This is a genomic window from Pseudomonas fluorescens (assembly GCF_012974785.1).
GTDB lineage: Bacteria > Pseudomonadota > Gammaproteobacteria > Pseudomonadales > Pseudomonadaceae > Aquipseudomonas > Aquipseudomonas fluorescens_BT.
The window spans coordinates 3,295,982-3,310,166 of the sequence record NZ_CP027561.1 but is presented as its reverse complement, the minus strand read 5'-3'; the positions used below and the strand labels follow the sequence as shown (position 1 = coordinate 3,310,166).

14 protein-coding genes are annotated in these 14,185 nt (G+C 60.8%); 6 read left to right on the top strand and 8 right to left on the bottom strand.

The genetic code is table 11. The features are described 5' to 3' along the window. Nucleotides 1–51: 51 nt before the first annotated feature. Both C6Y56_RS14720 and nudC read left to right on the top strand, forming a co-directional pair. Nucleotides 52–864: a crotonase/enoyl-CoA hydratase family protein gene (locus C6Y56_RS14720; protein ID WP_085709995.1), complete on the top strand. Its 813-nt coding sequence runs from the start codon at nucleotides 52–54 to the stop codon at nucleotides 862–864. A 6-nt stretch (nucleotides 865–870) separates the two neighbouring features. Continuing rightward, complete coding sequence (nudC, locus tag C6Y56_RS14715; RefSeq protein ID WP_169430511.1) at nucleotides 871–1,701, top strand: NAD(+) diphosphatase; 831 nt, start codon at nucleotides 871–873, stop codon at nucleotides 1,699–1,701. Here the strand turns inward: nudC and C6Y56_RS14710 are convergent. From C6Y56_RS14710 to C6Y56_RS14695, 4 genes are all read right to left on the bottom strand, one after another. After that, nucleotides 1,669–2,448, bottom strand: coding sequence for a TSUP family transporter (locus C6Y56_RS14710; protein WP_169430510.1), 780 nt, complete (start codon nucleotides 2,446–2,448; stop codon nucleotides 1,669–1,671). The two genes, nudC and C6Y56_RS14710, sit on opposite strands and share 33 nt — an antisense overlap. A gap of 108 nt (nucleotides 2,449–2,556) precedes the next feature. Beyond that, nucleotides 2,557–3,078 carry a hypothetical protein gene (locus C6Y56_RS14705; RefSeq protein ID WP_169430509.1) on the bottom strand — a complete coding sequence of 174 codons (522 nt, stop codon included), beginning with the start codon at nucleotides 3,076–3,078 and terminating at the stop codon, nucleotides 2,557–2,559. 213 nt (nucleotides 3,079–3,291) lie between these two features. Beyond that, entirely contained in the window at nucleotides 3,292–3,771 is a 480-nt protein-coding gene (locus C6Y56_RS14700) for a DUF1348 family protein (RefSeq protein ID WP_007951263.1), read from the bottom strand. A 53-nt stretch (nucleotides 3,772–3,824) separates the two neighbouring features. Next, complete coding sequence (locus C6Y56_RS14695) at nucleotides 3,825–4,391, bottom strand: TetR/AcrR family transcriptional regulator (protein ID WP_007951264.1); 567 nt, start codon at nucleotides 4,389–4,391, stop codon at nucleotides 3,825–3,827. A gap of 170 nt (nucleotides 4,392–4,561) precedes the next feature. Between C6Y56_RS14695 and pssA the strand changes: the two genes are divergently transcribed. Then, on the top strand, nucleotides 4,562–5,905 hold the full coding sequence (gene pssA, locus C6Y56_RS14690) for a CDP-diacylglycerol--serine O-phosphatidyltransferase (protein ID WP_169430508.1): 1,344 nt from the start codon (nucleotides 4,562–4,564) through the stop codon (nucleotides 5,903–5,905). Between the two features lie 148 nt (nucleotides 5,906–6,053). On the opposite strand, the gene efeO (C6Y56_RS14685) is transcribed toward pssA, so the two are convergent. From efeO (C6Y56_RS14685) to efeU, 4 genes are read right to left on the bottom strand one after another with little or no spacing between them, the layout of a single operon-like run. Beyond that, nucleotides 6,054–6,878: an iron uptake system protein EfeO gene (gene efeO / locus C6Y56_RS14685; protein WP_169430507.1), complete on the bottom strand. Its 825-nt coding sequence runs from the start codon at nucleotides 6,876–6,878 to the stop codon at nucleotides 6,054–6,056. 21 nt (nucleotides 6,879–6,899) lie between these two features. Continuing rightward, nucleotides 6,900–8,198 carry an iron uptake transporter deferrochelatase/peroxidase subunit gene (efeB, locus tag C6Y56_RS14680; protein WP_169430506.1) on the bottom strand — a complete coding sequence of 433 codons (1,299 nt, stop codon included), beginning with the start codon at nucleotides 8,196–8,198 and terminating at the stop codon, nucleotides 6,900–6,902. A 17-nt stretch (nucleotides 8,199–8,215) separates the two neighbouring features. Next, entirely contained in the window at nucleotides 8,216–9,415 is a 1,200-nt protein-coding gene (gene efeO / locus C6Y56_RS14675; protein ID WP_169430505.1) for an iron uptake system protein EfeO, read from the bottom strand. A gap of 8 nt (nucleotides 9,416–9,423) precedes the next feature. Then, a complete protein-coding gene (gene efeU / locus C6Y56_RS14670) occupies nucleotides 9,424–10,272 on the bottom strand; it encodes an iron uptake transporter permease EfeU (RefSeq protein ID WP_169430504.1) in 849 nt (282 codons plus the stop codon). A 221-nt stretch (nucleotides 10,273–10,493) separates the two neighbouring features. On the opposite strand from efeU, the gene C6Y56_RS14665 reads away from it, so the two are divergent. From C6Y56_RS14665 to C6Y56_RS14655, 3 genes are all read left to right on the top strand, one after another. Continuing rightward, complete coding sequence (locus C6Y56_RS14665) at nucleotides 10,494–11,510, top strand: AraC family transcriptional regulator (protein WP_169430503.1); 1,017 nt, start codon at nucleotides 10,494–10,496, stop codon at nucleotides 11,508–11,510. A gap of 224 nt (nucleotides 11,511–11,734) precedes the next feature. After that, complete coding sequence (locus tag C6Y56_RS14660) at nucleotides 11,735–13,399, top strand: AMP-binding protein (RefSeq protein WP_169430502.1); 1,665 nt, start codon at nucleotides 11,735–11,737, stop codon at nucleotides 13,397–13,399. A gap of 15 nt (nucleotides 13,400–13,414) precedes the next feature. After that, nucleotides 13,415–14,176 carry an SDR family NAD(P)-dependent oxidoreductase gene (locus tag C6Y56_RS14655; protein WP_169430501.1) on the top strand — a complete coding sequence of 254 codons (762 nt, stop codon included), beginning with the start codon at nucleotides 13,415–13,417 and terminating at the stop codon, nucleotides 14,174–14,176. Nucleotides 14,177–14,185 lie beyond the last annotated feature (9 nt).

Below are 14,185 nucleotides of genomic sequence, written 5' to 3'. Positions count from 1 at the left end.
TGCCTTGTTATAGTTCGGGCCTCATTTTCAGCCCGGTAAAGGATTTCTGCCATGACTCAATACACCGCCTTCAGCGTCGAACTGGCCGACAACATCGCCCATGTGCAGATCAACCGTCCGGAAAAAATCAACTCGATGAACGCCGCGTTCTGGAGCGAAATCGTCGAGGTGTTTCAGTGGATCGACGACACCGACGAAGTGCGGGTGGTGGTGCTCAGTGGTGCCGGCAAACACTTTTCCTCGGGTATCGACCTGATGATGCTGGCCGGCGTCGCCAACGAGCTGGGCAAGGACGTCGGCCGCAACGCACGCCTGCTGCGCAAAAAGATTCTGACCCTGCAAGCCTCGTTCAACGCTGTCGACAATTGCCGCAAACCGGTGCTGGCGGCGATTCAGGGTTATTGCCTGGGCGGCGCCATCGATCTGATCGCGGCCTGCGACATGCGCTACGCCGCCGAAGATGCACAATTCTCCATTAAAGAAATCGATATCGGCATGGCGGCCGATGTAGGCACTTTGCAACGGTTGCCACGGATCATCGGTGACGGCATGCTGCGGGAACTGGCTTACACCGGTCGCACCTTTGGCGCCGAAGAAGCGCGCAGCATCGGCCTGGTCAACCGCGTCTACAGCGACAAGGACAGCCTGATCGAAGGCGTGATGGACATTGCCCGGGACATCGCCGGCAAGTCGCCGATCGCGGTCACCGGCACCAAGGAAATGATCAGCTACATGCGCGACCATCGTATCGACGATGGTCTGGAGTACGTTGCCACCTGGAACGCCGCCATGTTGCAATCCACCGACTTGCGCGTGGCCATGGCCGCCCATATGAGCAAACAGAAACCCGAATTTCTGGATTGAGAAACCATGACATCTCGCTGGACCACCGCAGTACTGGACACCGATCAACCCGGCGGCTGGGCCGTCGCGCGCAGCCCCGAGGGTTTTCTGTTCGATGACAACGGCGCGCTGTTCCCCCGGGAATGGCTCAAGCGCCAGGACTTGTCGATCCTTGCCGAGCACGGCATCGGCCACCTCGATGGCGAGCCGGTCTACCTGCTGGAATTGCGCAACACCAGCGAGGTGTCGGGTTGTAACTGGAAGGGGCTGCGGGCGTTCATGCTCGACGGCGATCACACGATCTACAAAGTGCTGGGCTATGCTGCACAGATCGGCACCTGGGCCCGTGAACACCGGTTCTGCGGCAACTGCGGTCAGGCCATGACTCAGGTGCCACGGGAGCGGGCGATGTATTGTCAGCCGTGCGAGCTGCGCAGTTATCCGCGCATTTCGCCGAGCATGATCGTGCTGGTGACCCGTGGCGATGAAGTCCTGCTGGCGCGCTCACCGCGTTTCGTCACCGGGGTCTACAGCACGCTGGCCGGGTTCGCGGAGCCTGGGGAATCCGCCGAGGATTGCCTGATCCGCGAAGTACGCGAAGAGGTCAGCATCGAAGTGAAGAACATCCAGTACATGGGCAGCCAGTGCTGGCCATTCCCACACTCGATGATGCTCGGCTTCCATGCCGAATACGCCGGTGGCGAGATTGTCTGTCAGGAAGACGAGATCGAAGACGCCCAGTGGTTCAACGTACACGATCTGCCGCCGTTGCCGGCGTCAAAATCGATTGCCCGTTACCTGATCGACGTCTATGTAGCGCGGCGTTTAGGCCATGCTGAACCAGTGCTGCCAGGCTAGACGCACGGTCAACCCCAGCACCACGGTGATGAACACCGGACGAATGAACTTGGCGCCGCCGCTGATCGCGGTGCGCGCCCCGAAGAAGGCGCCGACCATCACCGACAGGCCCATGCTCAGGCCGATGATCCAGTCCACCTGCCCGGAAAACACGAACACCGACAGCGCCGCAATGTTGCTGACGAAGTTCATGCTGCGCGCCACGCCGCTGGCCTTGACCAGATCGATCGGGTACAGCAGCAGACTGCTGACGGTCCAGAACGCGCCAGTGCCGGGACCCGCCACGCCGTCGTAGAAGCCGAGGCTGAAGCCCTGGGTCGATTGCCACTTTTTCTTGATCGGTGCGTCGCTGTCCAGCGGCGCTTTCGGCGTGCCGCCAAACAACAGGTACAGGCCGCAGGCGAAGACGATTACCGGCAGCATCTTGTTCAGCCATTCCGCCGGCAGATAGTGGGCGACGATGGCGCCGGTCAGGGCGCCGACCAGCGTGCCAATGATGGCGTGCATCCATTGCCTTGGGTGGAACAGCTTGCGCCGGTAGAAAGTAAAACTGGCGGTGGCCGAACCGAAGGTCGAACTCAACTTGTTGGTGCCCAGCACCAGGTGCGGCGGCAGGCCGGCGGTGAGCAGCGCAGGCGTGGTCAACAGACCGCCACCGCCGGCGATGGCGTCGATGAATCCGGCAATGAAAGCGACAAGGGCCAGAACGGCCAGGGTAGTGAGGTCAACGCTGAGATCGAAAGGCATGGAATCGGCTTATTTCGGCAGGGCAGGAGCGGGCGGTCATCATAGCCGTAACACCCGGTCATCGCGACTTGGATCCTCATCGATAAAGTGGAGCTCGGACGGAAGTCGCTACACGACCGAGAACCAGACTTTGCTGATGAGGTAATGCCCTTTGTTTCCAAAGGGATCGTTGGGAATGGCGAAGTGAACACTTAACCACTCGTAACCGGGCCGGATAGTGCCTTTGAGCGTCAGCGTTCTTGTTTGCGGATCGACATAGCGTACTTCGGGCCATACTTCATGCTCACCAGTGTTGCGATTGGTCGTCCAGAGCGTGCAGTAGATGTGCGCGTGAAACATTGGATTGGGGGTTTTGCCGAGGACCGGGATGTGAATTCGTCGATCCTTGGTGTCTTGCAACGGGGCGGCATTGGGAGCCTGGATCCGGGAACTGAAAGCGAACACTCCCGGTTGAATGTGAAAGGTCTTTGTTGCAAGACTCTGCCCCTGGTTTCTACCACCGACCAAGCGTGCGGCATAGCTACCGTTGTGGCGTTCGACGGACATCGGTGTGTCGTAACCTTGTGGAATCCATTCGCTGAAATCACCTGTGCTGAAATCACCATTTGGAACCATGTTTTTCTGGGTCATATCAGTCGCTCACTGTCATGGTCGATAGAGAGGCCGTTAATTCGGCCAAATATGGCTGCATGACAATGATTTGATGAATTTGCTGTTGTCGCTACTGTCATTACTGACAGTCCATAAGTACCTTTTGCGATAAAAACAATGGGCTATTGTTGTTTTGGGGAAAGCACGAAATGGAAGCATCCCTGCTTCCATCGTGAGTGGCGGGCTCCGTGATTACAGACCCAGCTCGGACAACCCCGGATGATCATCCGGGCGTCGGCCCAGCGGCCAGTGGAACTTGCGTTCGCTTTCCTTGATCGGCATGTCGTTGATGCAGGCGTAACGCTGGAACATCAGGCCGTGCTCGTCGAATTCCCAGTTCTCGTTGCCGTAGGAGCGGAACCAGTTGCCCGAGTCGTCGTGCCATTCGTAGGCGTAACGCACGGCGATGCGGGTGTCGGAATAAGCCCAGAGCTCCTTGATCAGACGGTAATCCAGTTCCTTGGCCCATTTGCGGGTCAGGAACCCTTTGGCTTCTTCGCGGTTGTTGGCGAATTCGGCGCGGTTGCGCCATTTGGTGTCCAGGGTGTAGGCCAGCGACACGCGCTCCGGGTCGCGGGAGTTCCAGCCATCTTCGGCCAGACGAACTTTTTCAATGGCCGATTCACGGTTGAACGGTGGCAATGGCGGACGAACTTCGGCTGCAGTAGACATGTTTGTCTCCCGATCTATTAACAGTTAAACAACTTGTCAGGCTTATTAAGGCGTTACAGGTCCAATAACTTTCGCGCCATGCATTGCGCATTATCGGCGGCACTGTGATCACCCATCACAAGCGCTACGGTAATGGCGCCGTCAATCAGGATCAGCAGCTGCTTGGCCAACAGCTGCGGGTCCTCGGCACCATGTTCGGTACACAGCTCGCACAGGTAGTCGAGCAGCTTTTGTTTGTGGTCTTTGGCGACCAGGCGCACCGGATCCTCGGGATCGCCGGTTTCGCCACTGGTATTGATGAAGGCACAGCCCCGAAAGCCTTCCGAGGCGAACCAGCCCTTGAGTACGGTAAACAGGTTGAGCAGGCGGTCGGCCGGGGTTTCGGCCTGATCGACGGCGCTTCTGTACCAGTGCATCCAGCGCACGTCGCGGCGTTGCAGGGCGGCGACGGTCAACTCCTCCTTGTTGGCGAAGTAGCGGTAGATACTCTTTCTGGAGACACCGGCGGTTTTCACCAGAAGATCCATGCCGGTGGCCGCGATGCCACTTTTGTAGATCAACTTTTCGGTGACATCCAGAATGATGTCTCGGGTCGTGTCGTTGCTTGTGATTTCGTTCATGTGATGAACAGTAGAACGATCGTTCTCCTTGGTCAAGAAATTATTTTACGATCGTTCCCGCGCTCTGCATTCCCACGCAGAACGTAGGAACGATCAATCAGGCGTGAAGACCCGAAGGAGTTGATGGTGTAAGCTCTCGGGTTCTTCGGATTCGACCCATTGCGAGCCCTATGCCGTTGCTTTTCAAACGCTCTCTGCTGCCCAAGTTGCGCAGCTTTCCGCTGACCGCCGAGGCCGTGACCATTCTGTCCGGTGCCGCCGAGTTCCGCCGTTGCCTGCTGGAGAAAATCGCCCAGGCGACCCAGCGCATCTACCTCGTCGCGCTCTATCTGCAAAACGATGAGGCCGGCCAGGAAATTCTCGAGGCCTTGCACGCCGCCAAACTCAAGCGTCCCGAGCTTGAAATTGTTGTGGTCGTCGACTGGCTGCGCGCCCAGCGCGGCTTGATCGGTGCCGGCAAGCAACCGGGCAACGCCGCCTGGTATCAGGAGATGACCCGCACCCACCAGAGCGTGGTGCCGGTTTATGGCGTGCCGGTGCAGACCCGCGAGCTGTTCGGCGTGCTGCACCTGAAGGGCTTCGTGATCGACGATTGCGTGGTCTACAGCGGCGCCAGCCTGAACAACGTCTACCTGCACAAGTTCGACAAGTATCGCTTTGACCGTTATCACGTGTTGCAGAACCGTGAATTGGCGGACTCCATGCACCACCTGGTCAAGCACGGCCTGATCGAATCCAAAGCGGTGCATCGCCTCGACCTGCCGAACCTGCCGACCACCCGCAGCCTGCGCAACGACATCGGCGACCTGCGCAGCCGTCTCAAATACGCCGCGTATGACACCAGTGCCGGCAGCACGGCGCATGCCGGCCTGACGGTCAGCCCGTTGCTCGGTGTGGGCAAGAACAATCCGCTGAACCGGGTGATTCTGGAACTGATTGCCAGCGCCCAGAAGCAACTGACCATCTGCACACCGTACTTCAACCTGCCGCTGGGGGTGATCCGCGAGATCAACCGGGCGCTGGCCCGTGGTGTGAAGATCGATATCGTTGTCGGCGACAAGACCGCCAACGACTTCTACATTCCGCCGACCGAGCCATTCAAGGTGATCGCCGCGCTGCCGTATCTCTACGAGATCAGCCTGCGCCGTTTCGCCAAGCGCCATCAGCGCAACATCGACAGCGGCCAGTTGAACCTGCATCTGTGGCGTGAGGGCGACAACAGCTATCACCTCAAGGGCATGTGGATCGACCAGCGCTACACGCTGCTGACCGGCAACAACCTCAACCCGCGGGCGTTCCGTCTCGACCTGGAAAACGCGTTGTTGATCGATGACCCGAAAGGCGAGTGGCTGGAACCGCGCCGCCTTGAGCTGGAAAACATCTTCGAACACACCACGCGGATCGAGCGATTCCAGGACTTGGAAGCCTTGGCGGACTACCCGGCCGGGGTGGCCAAGTTCCTCAAGCGCGTGAGCCGGGTGCGGGTCGAGCGGTTGCTCTATCGCATCCTCTAACGCACAGAGTTTTCAGCGTCGCTAAAAATGTCTTCGCGAGCAAGCCCGCTCCCACACTGATCTTCGCTGAGCACAATTTTGTGTTCAACAAAGACCCTGTGTGGGAGCGGGCTTGCTCGCGAAGGCGGCAGAACAGGCGCTACACGTCTCAGTTCAGACCGAGCTTGCCACGCAACGTCGACAGGTCTTCCGCCAGGGTATTGACCGGGCCCACCAGCGCCTTGCGGTCGTTGTCCTTCACCTTGTCGTAAGTCTCGAAACCACCGTCCCTGGTCTTGTACTTGGCCAGGATCTTGTCCACGGTGGCGAAGTTCTTGTCGACTTTGGCCGCAAACGCCTTGTCCTGCTTCTCGATCTGCGGACGGAACAGGTCGACGATTTTCTTCGCGCCGTCGATGTTGCCCTGGAAGTCATAGAGATCGGTGTGGCTGTAACGGTCTTCCTCACCGGAGATCTTGGTGGCGGCGACTTCTTCCAGCAGTGCGGCAGCACCGCCGACGACTTTCTCGGGCGGGAAGGTCAGGCCGGCGACGCGGGTCTGCAGGTCCTGGACGTCTTTATCCAGCTTGTCGGCCAGATCGTTCAGGCCCTGGGTGCTTTTTTCCGAGAACAACGAGTACTCGAGGCGGTGAAAACCGGTGAAGTCTTCAGCCTTCACGCCTTTTTCGTGGTCGTCGACGCGGGAGTCGATGGATGCATCGAGGTCACTGAACAGCTCGGCAATCGGCTCGATCGACTCGTAGTAGACGCGTGTTGGCGCATAGAGCTTTTGTGCGGTGGCCAGGTCGCCCTTTTTCACGGCATCGGTGAATTGCCTGGTGTGGGTGCCCAGTTGGTCCAGTTGCTCGGTGACGTAGATCTTGTAGTCCGAAACCGGCCCGACCAGATCCAGCGGCGCGGTCGCCGCGAACGCCGACAGCGGGGTGTTGAGTAGACCAAGGGTCAGCAATAACGCGATGGGCGTCTTTTTCATGGGGGCGGCTCCTGTTGAATGCTATGCAGTTGTTTTTGGTTGGGTAGCGTTGAGCAGCGAGCGACCGATGAAATCCTTGTCGCCCGTCACACCCGGCAGGGTGAAGAAGTAACCGCCGCCGACCGGCTTGAGGTATTCCTCCAGCGGCTCGCCGTTGAGGCGGGTCTGAACGGTGATGAAGCCTTTTTCCAGATCGGCCTGGTAGCAGATGAACAACAGGCCCATGTCGAGCTGGCCGTTCTTGTTCACGCCGTTGGAATAGTTGAACGGCCGGCGCAGGATCAGATTGGCCTGGGTCGCGGCGGTGCGCGGGTTGGCCAGACGGATGTGCGCGTCGAGCTTGGTCAGCTTGCCTTCCGGGTCCTTGCTGTAGTCCGGGACTTCGGTTTCATGGCTGGCGCCCATTGGCGCGCCGGTGGTTTTCACCCGGCCGATGATGCTTTCCTGCTCCTGTAACGGCGTGCGGTCCCAGCGTTCGACGAAGTTGCGGATGATCCGCACCGCCTGATAACTGCCGTGGACGGCCCAGGCCGGTTCGTCGCTGCCCGGTTGCACCCAGACGATACGGTCCATGGCCTTGTCGTCGTTGGAATCCGGGTTGGCCGAGCCGTCGCGAAAACCCAGGAAGTTACGCGCCGATTGCGCCGGCACACCGGGTTTGGCCGGGGCTTGCGGCGGCACGCTGCCTTCCTGTTTCCAGCGCACCAGCAGCAGGTCCGGCAGGTTTTTCACGATGTCGCGCAGGGCGTGAATGTTGGTGTCGGCGGTGTTGGAGCAGAACTGCAGGCTCAAGTCGCCGTGACAGCAATCGGCTTCCAGCGCATCGTTGGGGAAGCCGACCATGCGGATCAGGCGCTTGGGCTTGGCAGCGGCGAGGCCGAAACGCTCGTCGAACAGCGATTCGCCTACCGACACGGTGATGGTCAGGTTGTCCGGGGTGACCACCGGGCCGAGGATGCCGGAATCCGGCGGCGGCAGCTTCGGATCGATCTGCGCCACCGGCCCGCCCTTCATCAGGAACGCGATGCGCTCGTTGAGGGTGCGGAACAGGCGTTCGAGGTCTTCACGGTCGCTGGCCAGTACATCGAATGACACCAGCATGCCGGACGCCGGACGCGGGGTGACAATGCCGGTCTGGTGTACGCCATGAAAGTCGTGATGATCCTGGGTCTTGTCGCTGCTCGGTGCTTCGGTGACTTGCGCGGGTACGGCGGCCATGGCCGGGCAGCTCAGGGCGGTGCCGGCCAGTGCGACGCCGGCGGCGCCCATCCCCATCAGTACGCGACGGCGTTGCAGGTTGAAGTGTTCGGAATCGTTCATCGGTATTCGTCTTCTATTTACAGGCCGGAGAGGCCGAGGGCGGGATCGATGCCGTCGAGGGCGTCGGCCAGGGTCTTGGCCTTGTCGGCGATCTGTTTGCGTTGTTCACCGCTGACGGTGTCGTAACTGGCGTAGCCATCCTTGACCTTGAAGCCGTTCAGGGTGTTGTCGAAATCAGTCAGCGCGCTGTCGATTTTCGGCAGCAGTTCGGCGGCGGATTTGCTCAGCAGCGGCCGCAGCAGTTCGACGACTTTGTGCGCGGTCTCCAGATTGGCTGCGAAACCGTTGAGATCGCTGTGGCTGTAGCGTTCCTCTTCGCCGCTGGCGGCGCGCCCGTCGGCCAGGGTGTTGAGGTTGCGCACGAGGATTTCCACCAGTTGCTCCGGCGGCAGCGATTGGGCCAGCAACTGTTGTTTCAGCGTGTTGACGTCGCCCAACAGGCGTTCGGCAACCGGCGACAGGCCGTCGAGACTGCGTTGCTGGAACAGCGCGTATTCGATGCGATGGAAACCGACAAAGGCCGGATCCTGCTCGCGTTTTTCGAAGTAATCGGCGCGGGCGTTGATGCTGTTGTCCAGTTCCGCCAGGCGTTGTGCGGCCGGGGCCAGACGCTGATACGCGGCACGGGCCGGCAAATACGCCGCTTGGGCCTGGGCCAGATCACCGCGGGTGATTGCCTGGTTGAGCGCCGTGACAGCTCTGATCAGCGCGCTGCCCTGAGTGGCCAGATAAACCCGGAACTCCGACAGCGGCCCGACGAAAGCGACCATCGACGGCTTGGCCTTGGCGGCGGCGTCGGAAGCGGCGGTCGGCGTGACATGCAGCACGCCGCGCGGATTGCTCAGCAACCCGCAGGTGATGGCGTAGTCGCCGGGTTGCAGGTTGGCGTTGATCACCTGGCTCAGGCCCGGCGCGATGTTCTCGCGTTCCTCGATCACCAGCACGCCGTCGAGGATTTCCCATTCCACCGCCCGGTCGGAGCGGTTGACGATGCGGAAACTGGCGCGCCCGGCGGGTACGCTCAGCTCGTTCGGCTCGCAACTGCCGGGGTGGATGTTGACCACCACTTCGTCATGATTGTGCTGACGTTTGGCCGCGGCCATTTTCGAGGCGTAGTAGAACAGGCCGCCGGCGGCGATCATCACGACCACCGAACCGGCCACCGCCCAGCGCAAGGCGCGGGGAGGCGAGGCCTGAGGGATATTAGGCTTTGACATGGAGGCCCTTATTGGCTGGACACGGAATTCGAGGCGGCGGCTTTGGGTGCAGGGGCGGGAGCCGGATAGAAGAACATCACCAGCGCCACTACCAGATAGATCAGATACGCACCGAGGGTGCTGACGGTCGGGGCATCCTGATAACCGAACATGCCGGCCAGCACCGAGCCCAGCGGGCCGTCCATCGGCAACGTCGCGCTGAAGTCGAAGAGCACGGTTTGCAGGTGATTCCAGACCCCGGCTTCGTGCAGCGCCTGCACCGAGTTGGAGAGAATCCCGGCAGCGACCACCAGGATGAACAGTCCGGTCCAGCGGAAGAACGCCGACAGGTTCAGGCGCATGCTGCCGCTGTAGATCAGGAAGCCGACGACGATGGCCAGGATCAGGCCGAGCAGGGCGCCAATCGGTGCGCCCGGGCCTTCGCTCTGCTGGAACACGGCGAGCAGGAAGAACACCGTTTCCAGTCCTTCCCGGGCGACGGCGAAAAACACCATGGCGATCAGGGCGATGACCTGATGCTTCGACGAAGTCAGTGCGTGATCGAGAGAGGCTTGCAGCGAATGTTTGATCGAGCGCGCCACCTTGCGCATCCAGAACACCATGGAACTGAGAATCCCCACGGCGACAAGGCCGACCACGCCTTCAAAGAGTTCCTGCTGTTTTTGCGGGAATTCGGCGCTGACCAGTTCCAGGCCACCGCCGACCAGCAACGCCAGCGCAGCGGCGAGAAACACGCCGATCCATACCGCCGGCATCCACTGGCCACGACCAGTCTGTTGCAGGTAGCTGGCGATAATGCCAACGATCAGCGCGGCTTCAATGCCTTCACGCAGCATGATCAGAAAGGGAACGAGCATTCGGCATCCACTGTGTAACGAAATGAGGTTACAAGTTGTAACATAATGAAAGTCATTCTCACATGCCACTCATTGACATTTACCTGAACGATAGCTGAACAGGCCTGAAGAACAATCATTCTCATGTCAGCCAAAAGCATTTCAGAGCGTGAGCGAGCTGTGTCTCGATGGCTGCGTTAAGATGCCAGCCACTCGAACAACAACAGGATTTGCCTCGATCCATGTCGGAAAAAGACACCATCGCCATTCAACTGGTGCGTGAAGCACTGCAGCAAAGTTGTGCGCCGGGCGTGGCCACGGAGGAAGTCTTGAACAAGGTCGGCATCGATCCGGCGCTGCTGGGCACCGATGACGCCCGCGTGCCGGCCGGTCAATATGCGCGGTTGTGGCGGCTGCTGGCGCGGCGGGGAGACGACGAGTTCTTTGGCATGGACCCGCGCAAGCTGAAGTCCGGCAGCCTGGAATTTCTCTGCCGCAGCGCGATGGCCCAACCGAATCTGGCGGCCGGGCTGAGCAGCGGTTTGAGTTTCCTGTCGCTGATGCTTGAACGCCTGCCGGCACAACTCGTGCACCAGCAAAGCCTGGCGGAGATCGTCCTGCTGGAGGACGACCCCAAGCCGCGCCGCGCCTTCACCTATTTCACTTACTGGATGATCGTCCACGGCGTGGCGTGCTGGCTGGCGGGGCGGCGGATTCCGATCCTGGCCATCGAGTTGCGCTGCCCGGCGCCGGATTTCTGTGATGACTATCGGGTGATGTTCTCCGAGAACCTGCGTTTCGACCGGCCGCGCACGCGGATGATTTTCGCCGCCGACGTGCTGGATCTGCCGATCAAGCGCAGTGCCGAGGAGTTAAAGCGTTTTCTGGCCCATGCCCCGGCGAACATTCTGGTGAAGTACCGCGACCCGGAAAGCCTTGCCAGCCGGATCAAGCAGGATCTGCGGCAGTTGCCCGCCGAACAGTGGCCGGAAACCGAAGCCCTGGCCCAGCAACTGTGCATGTCGGCCTCGACCCTGCGTCGGCGTCTGGCGGAAGAGGGGCAGACGTATCAAGGCCTCAAGGACAGCGTGCGCAAGGAATTGGCGATTACCTGGCTGGCAGAGCCTGCGATCAGTTTTGCCGAGATCGCCACGCGGCTGGGGTTTGCCGATGCGAGCTCGTTCTACAAGGCGTTTCGCAAGTGGTCGGGAACCAATCCGGGGCACTATCGCAGCTTGATATTGAATGAGGCCGTCTGATCCGGCCCATCGCCAGCAGGCTGGCTCCCACATTTGAAACGCGCTCTCCTGTGGGAGCCAGCCTGCTGGCGATAGGGCCAGTCAAGGCAACACACCCTTTGAACCTTGGCCAAACCAGTCATCCACTTTGAGGGCTTTGACCATTGCCGCAACCGGCGTGCGGCGCGAGTATTCCTCTGTTGTTTACGGTTCCCCAACCTAATAAGAACAGAGGGATTCTGGCAATGCGCGATTACTTGTCTGCCACCGCACAGTTTGATTATCAGCACACCGTGGACGCCGCACTCAGCGGCTCGCTCGAGGCGCTCAACGCCTGCGTCGAATGTTGTGACCGTCACGCCTTGCCGGGGCGCATCGCGCTGTTCTGGGAAGGTCGCGACGGCGCCAGTGCGACGTACACCTTCAGCGACCTGCAGGACAAAGCCGCGCGCTTCGCCAATTTCCTTCTCGCCCAGGGCGTGCAGAAGGGCGACAAGGTCGCCGGCCTGCTGCCGCGCAATATCGAATTGCTGATCACCGTGTTCGCCACCTGGCGCATCGGCGCGGTGTATCAACCGCTGTTCACCGCGTTCGGCCCCAAAGCCCTCGAACATCGCCTGAACAGTTCCGGCGCCAAAGTCGTGGTCACCGATGCCGTCAACCGGCCCAAGCTCAGTGAAGTCGCCGATTGCCCGACGCTGGTTACCGTCGGCGGCCCGAAAGGCCAGGGCATCGTCCGAGGCGATTTCAGTTTCTGGGCCGAGTTGCCCAACCATTCCAGTGTCTGCGAACCGGTGATGCTGACCGGCGAAGACCCGTTCCTGCTGATGTTCACTTCGGGCACCACCGGTCCGTCGAAAGCACTGTCGGTGCCGCTCAAGGCCATCGTCGCGTTCCAGAGCTACACCCGCGACGCCGTGGATCTGCGCCCGGAAGATGCGTTCTGGAACGTCGCCGATCCGGGCTGGGCCTACGGCATTTATTTTGGCGTGACCGGCCCGTTGTCGATGGGCCATCCGATCACGTTCTACGATGGCCCCTTCACCCTCGAAAGCACTTGCCGGGTGATCAACAAGTACGGGATCACCAACCTCACCGGTTCGCCCACGGCGTATCGTCTGCTGATTGCCGGCGGCGATGAGTTTGCCAAATCGATCAAGGGCAAGTTGCGCATCGTCAGCAGTGCCGGCGAGCCGTTGAACCCGGAAGTGATCCGCTGGTTCGCCGACAACCTCGGCGTGGTCATTCACGACCACTACGGCCAGACCGAACTGGGCATGGTGCTGTGCAACCACCACGGCCTCGAACACCCGATCCACCTCGGCGCTGCCGGTTTCGCCTCGCCGGGCCATCGCATCGTGGTGCTCGATGATCAGTACAACGAGCTCGGCGTCGGTCAGCCCGGCATCCTTGCCATCGACCGCACACAGTCGCCGATGTGCTGGTTCGCCGGTTACGAAGGTGCACCGACCAAGGCCTTCGTCGGCAATTACTACCTGAGCGGCGACACCGTGGAGTGGAACCCGGACGGCAGCATCAGCTTCGTTGGCCGCAGCGATGACGTGATCACCACGTCCGGCTACCGGGTCGGCCCGTTCGACGTTGAAAGCGCCCTGATCGAGCACCCGGCCGTCGTTGAAGCCGCAGTGGTCGGCAAGCCCGACCCCGAGCGCACCGAACTGGTCAAAGCCTTCGTCGTGCTCAACCCGCAATACCGCGCCGAACCGGCGCTGGCCGAAGAACTGCGCCAGCACGTGCGCAAGCGCCTGGCCGCGCACTCGTACCCCCGTGAAATCGAATTTGTCAGCGAGTTGCCGAAAACCCCGAGCGGCAAATTGCAGCGCTTTATCTTGCGCAACCAGGAAATCGCCAAGGCTCAAGAGGCCGCGGCGCACAACGTTTCAGCTTGAATCAGGAAGTCAGTCATGCAGATCGAGAACAAGGTTTTTATCGTCACCGGCGGCGCATCCGGCCTGGGTGCCGCCACCGCTGAGTTGCTGGTGAGCGCCGGCGCCAAAGTGATGCTGGTGGACATGAACGCCGAAGCCGTCGCCGCCCAGGCCCAACGCCTCGGCGCGCAAAGTGTGGTGGCCGACATCAGCAACGAAGCCGCCGCCGAAGCCGCCGTGCAGGCCACGGTAAAAGCCTTCGGCAGCCTCAATGGCCTGGTGAACTGCGCCGGCATTGTTCGTGGCGAGAAGATCCTCGGCAAGAACGGTCCGCATGCGTTGGCGAGCTTCGCCCAGGTGATCAACGTCAACCTGATCGGCAGTTTCAACATGCTGCGTCTGGCGGCAGCCGCGATTGCCGAAAGCGAAGCCAACGCCGACGGCGAGCGCGGCGTGATCATCAACACCGCATCCGTCGCGGCGTTCGACGGCCAGATCGGCCAGGCGGCGTATTCCGCGTCCAAAGGCGCCATCGCCAGCCTGACTCTGCCTGCCGCCCGTGAACTGGCGCGCTTCGGCATCCGCGTGATGACCATCGCCCCGGGCATTTTCGAAACCCCGATGATGGCCGGCATGACCCCGGAAGTGCGCGACTCGCTGGCCGCCGGCGTACCGTTCCCGCCACGCCTGGGCAAACCTGCCGAGTACGCCGCGCTGGTGCGGCATATCATTGAAAACAGCATGCTCAACGGCGAGGTGATCCGTCTCGACGGTGCCTTGCGCATGGCCGCCAAGTAAGGAGGATTT

What these genes read in the sequence shown, in the direction of transcription:
- C6Y56_RS14720 (WP_085709995.1), top strand. Translation starts at nt 52, where the DNA reads ATGACTCAATACACCGCCTTCAGCGTCGAACTGGCCGACAACATCGCC.
- nudC (WP_169430511.1), top strand. Translation starts at nt 871, where the DNA reads ATGACATCTCGCTGGACCACCGCAGTACTGGACACCGATCAACCCGGC.
- C6Y56_RS14710 (WP_169430510.1), bottom strand. Translation starts at nt 2,448, where the DNA reads ATGCCTTTCGATCTCAGCGTTGACCTCACTACCCTGGCCGTTCTGGCC.
- C6Y56_RS14705 (WP_169430509.1), bottom strand. Translation starts at nt 3,078, where the DNA reads ATGACCCAGAAAAACATGGTTCCAAATGGTGATTTCAGCACAGGTGAT.
- C6Y56_RS14700 (WP_007951263.1), bottom strand. Translation starts at nt 3,771, where the DNA reads ATGTCTACTGCAGCCGAAGTTCGTCCGCCATTGCCACCGTTCAACCGT.
- C6Y56_RS14695 (WP_007951264.1), bottom strand. Translation starts at nt 4,391, where the DNA reads ATGAACGAAATCACAAGCAACGACACGACCCGAGACATCATTCTGGAT.
- pssA (WP_169430508.1), top strand. Translation starts at nt 4,562, where the DNA reads ATGCCGTTGCTTTTCAAACGCTCTCTGCTGCCCAAGTTGCGCAGCTTT.
- efeO (WP_169430507.1), bottom strand. Translation starts at nt 6,878, where the DNA reads ATGAAAAAGACGCCCATCGCGTTATTGCTGACCCTTGGTCTACTCAAC.
- efeB (WP_169430506.1), bottom strand. Translation starts at nt 8,198, where the DNA reads ATGAACGATTCCGAACACTTCAACCTGCAACGCCGTCGCGTACTGATG.
- efeO (WP_169430505.1), bottom strand. Translation starts at nt 9,415, where the DNA reads ATGTCAAAGCCTAATATCCCTCAGGCCTCGCCTCCCCGCGCCTTGCGC.
- efeU (WP_169430504.1), bottom strand. Translation starts at nt 10,272, where the DNA reads ATGCTCGTTCCCTTTCTGATCATGCTGCGTGAAGGCATTGAAGCCGCG.
- C6Y56_RS14665 (WP_169430503.1), top strand. Translation starts at nt 10,494, where the DNA reads ATGTCGGAAAAAGACACCATCGCCATTCAACTGGTGCGTGAAGCACTG.
- C6Y56_RS14660 (WP_169430502.1), top strand. Translation starts at nt 11,735, where the DNA reads ATGCGCGATTACTTGTCTGCCACCGCACAGTTTGATTATCAGCACACC.
- C6Y56_RS14655 (WP_169430501.1), top strand. Translation starts at nt 13,415, where the DNA reads ATGCAGATCGAGAACAAGGTTTTTATCGTCACCGGCGGCGCATCCGGC.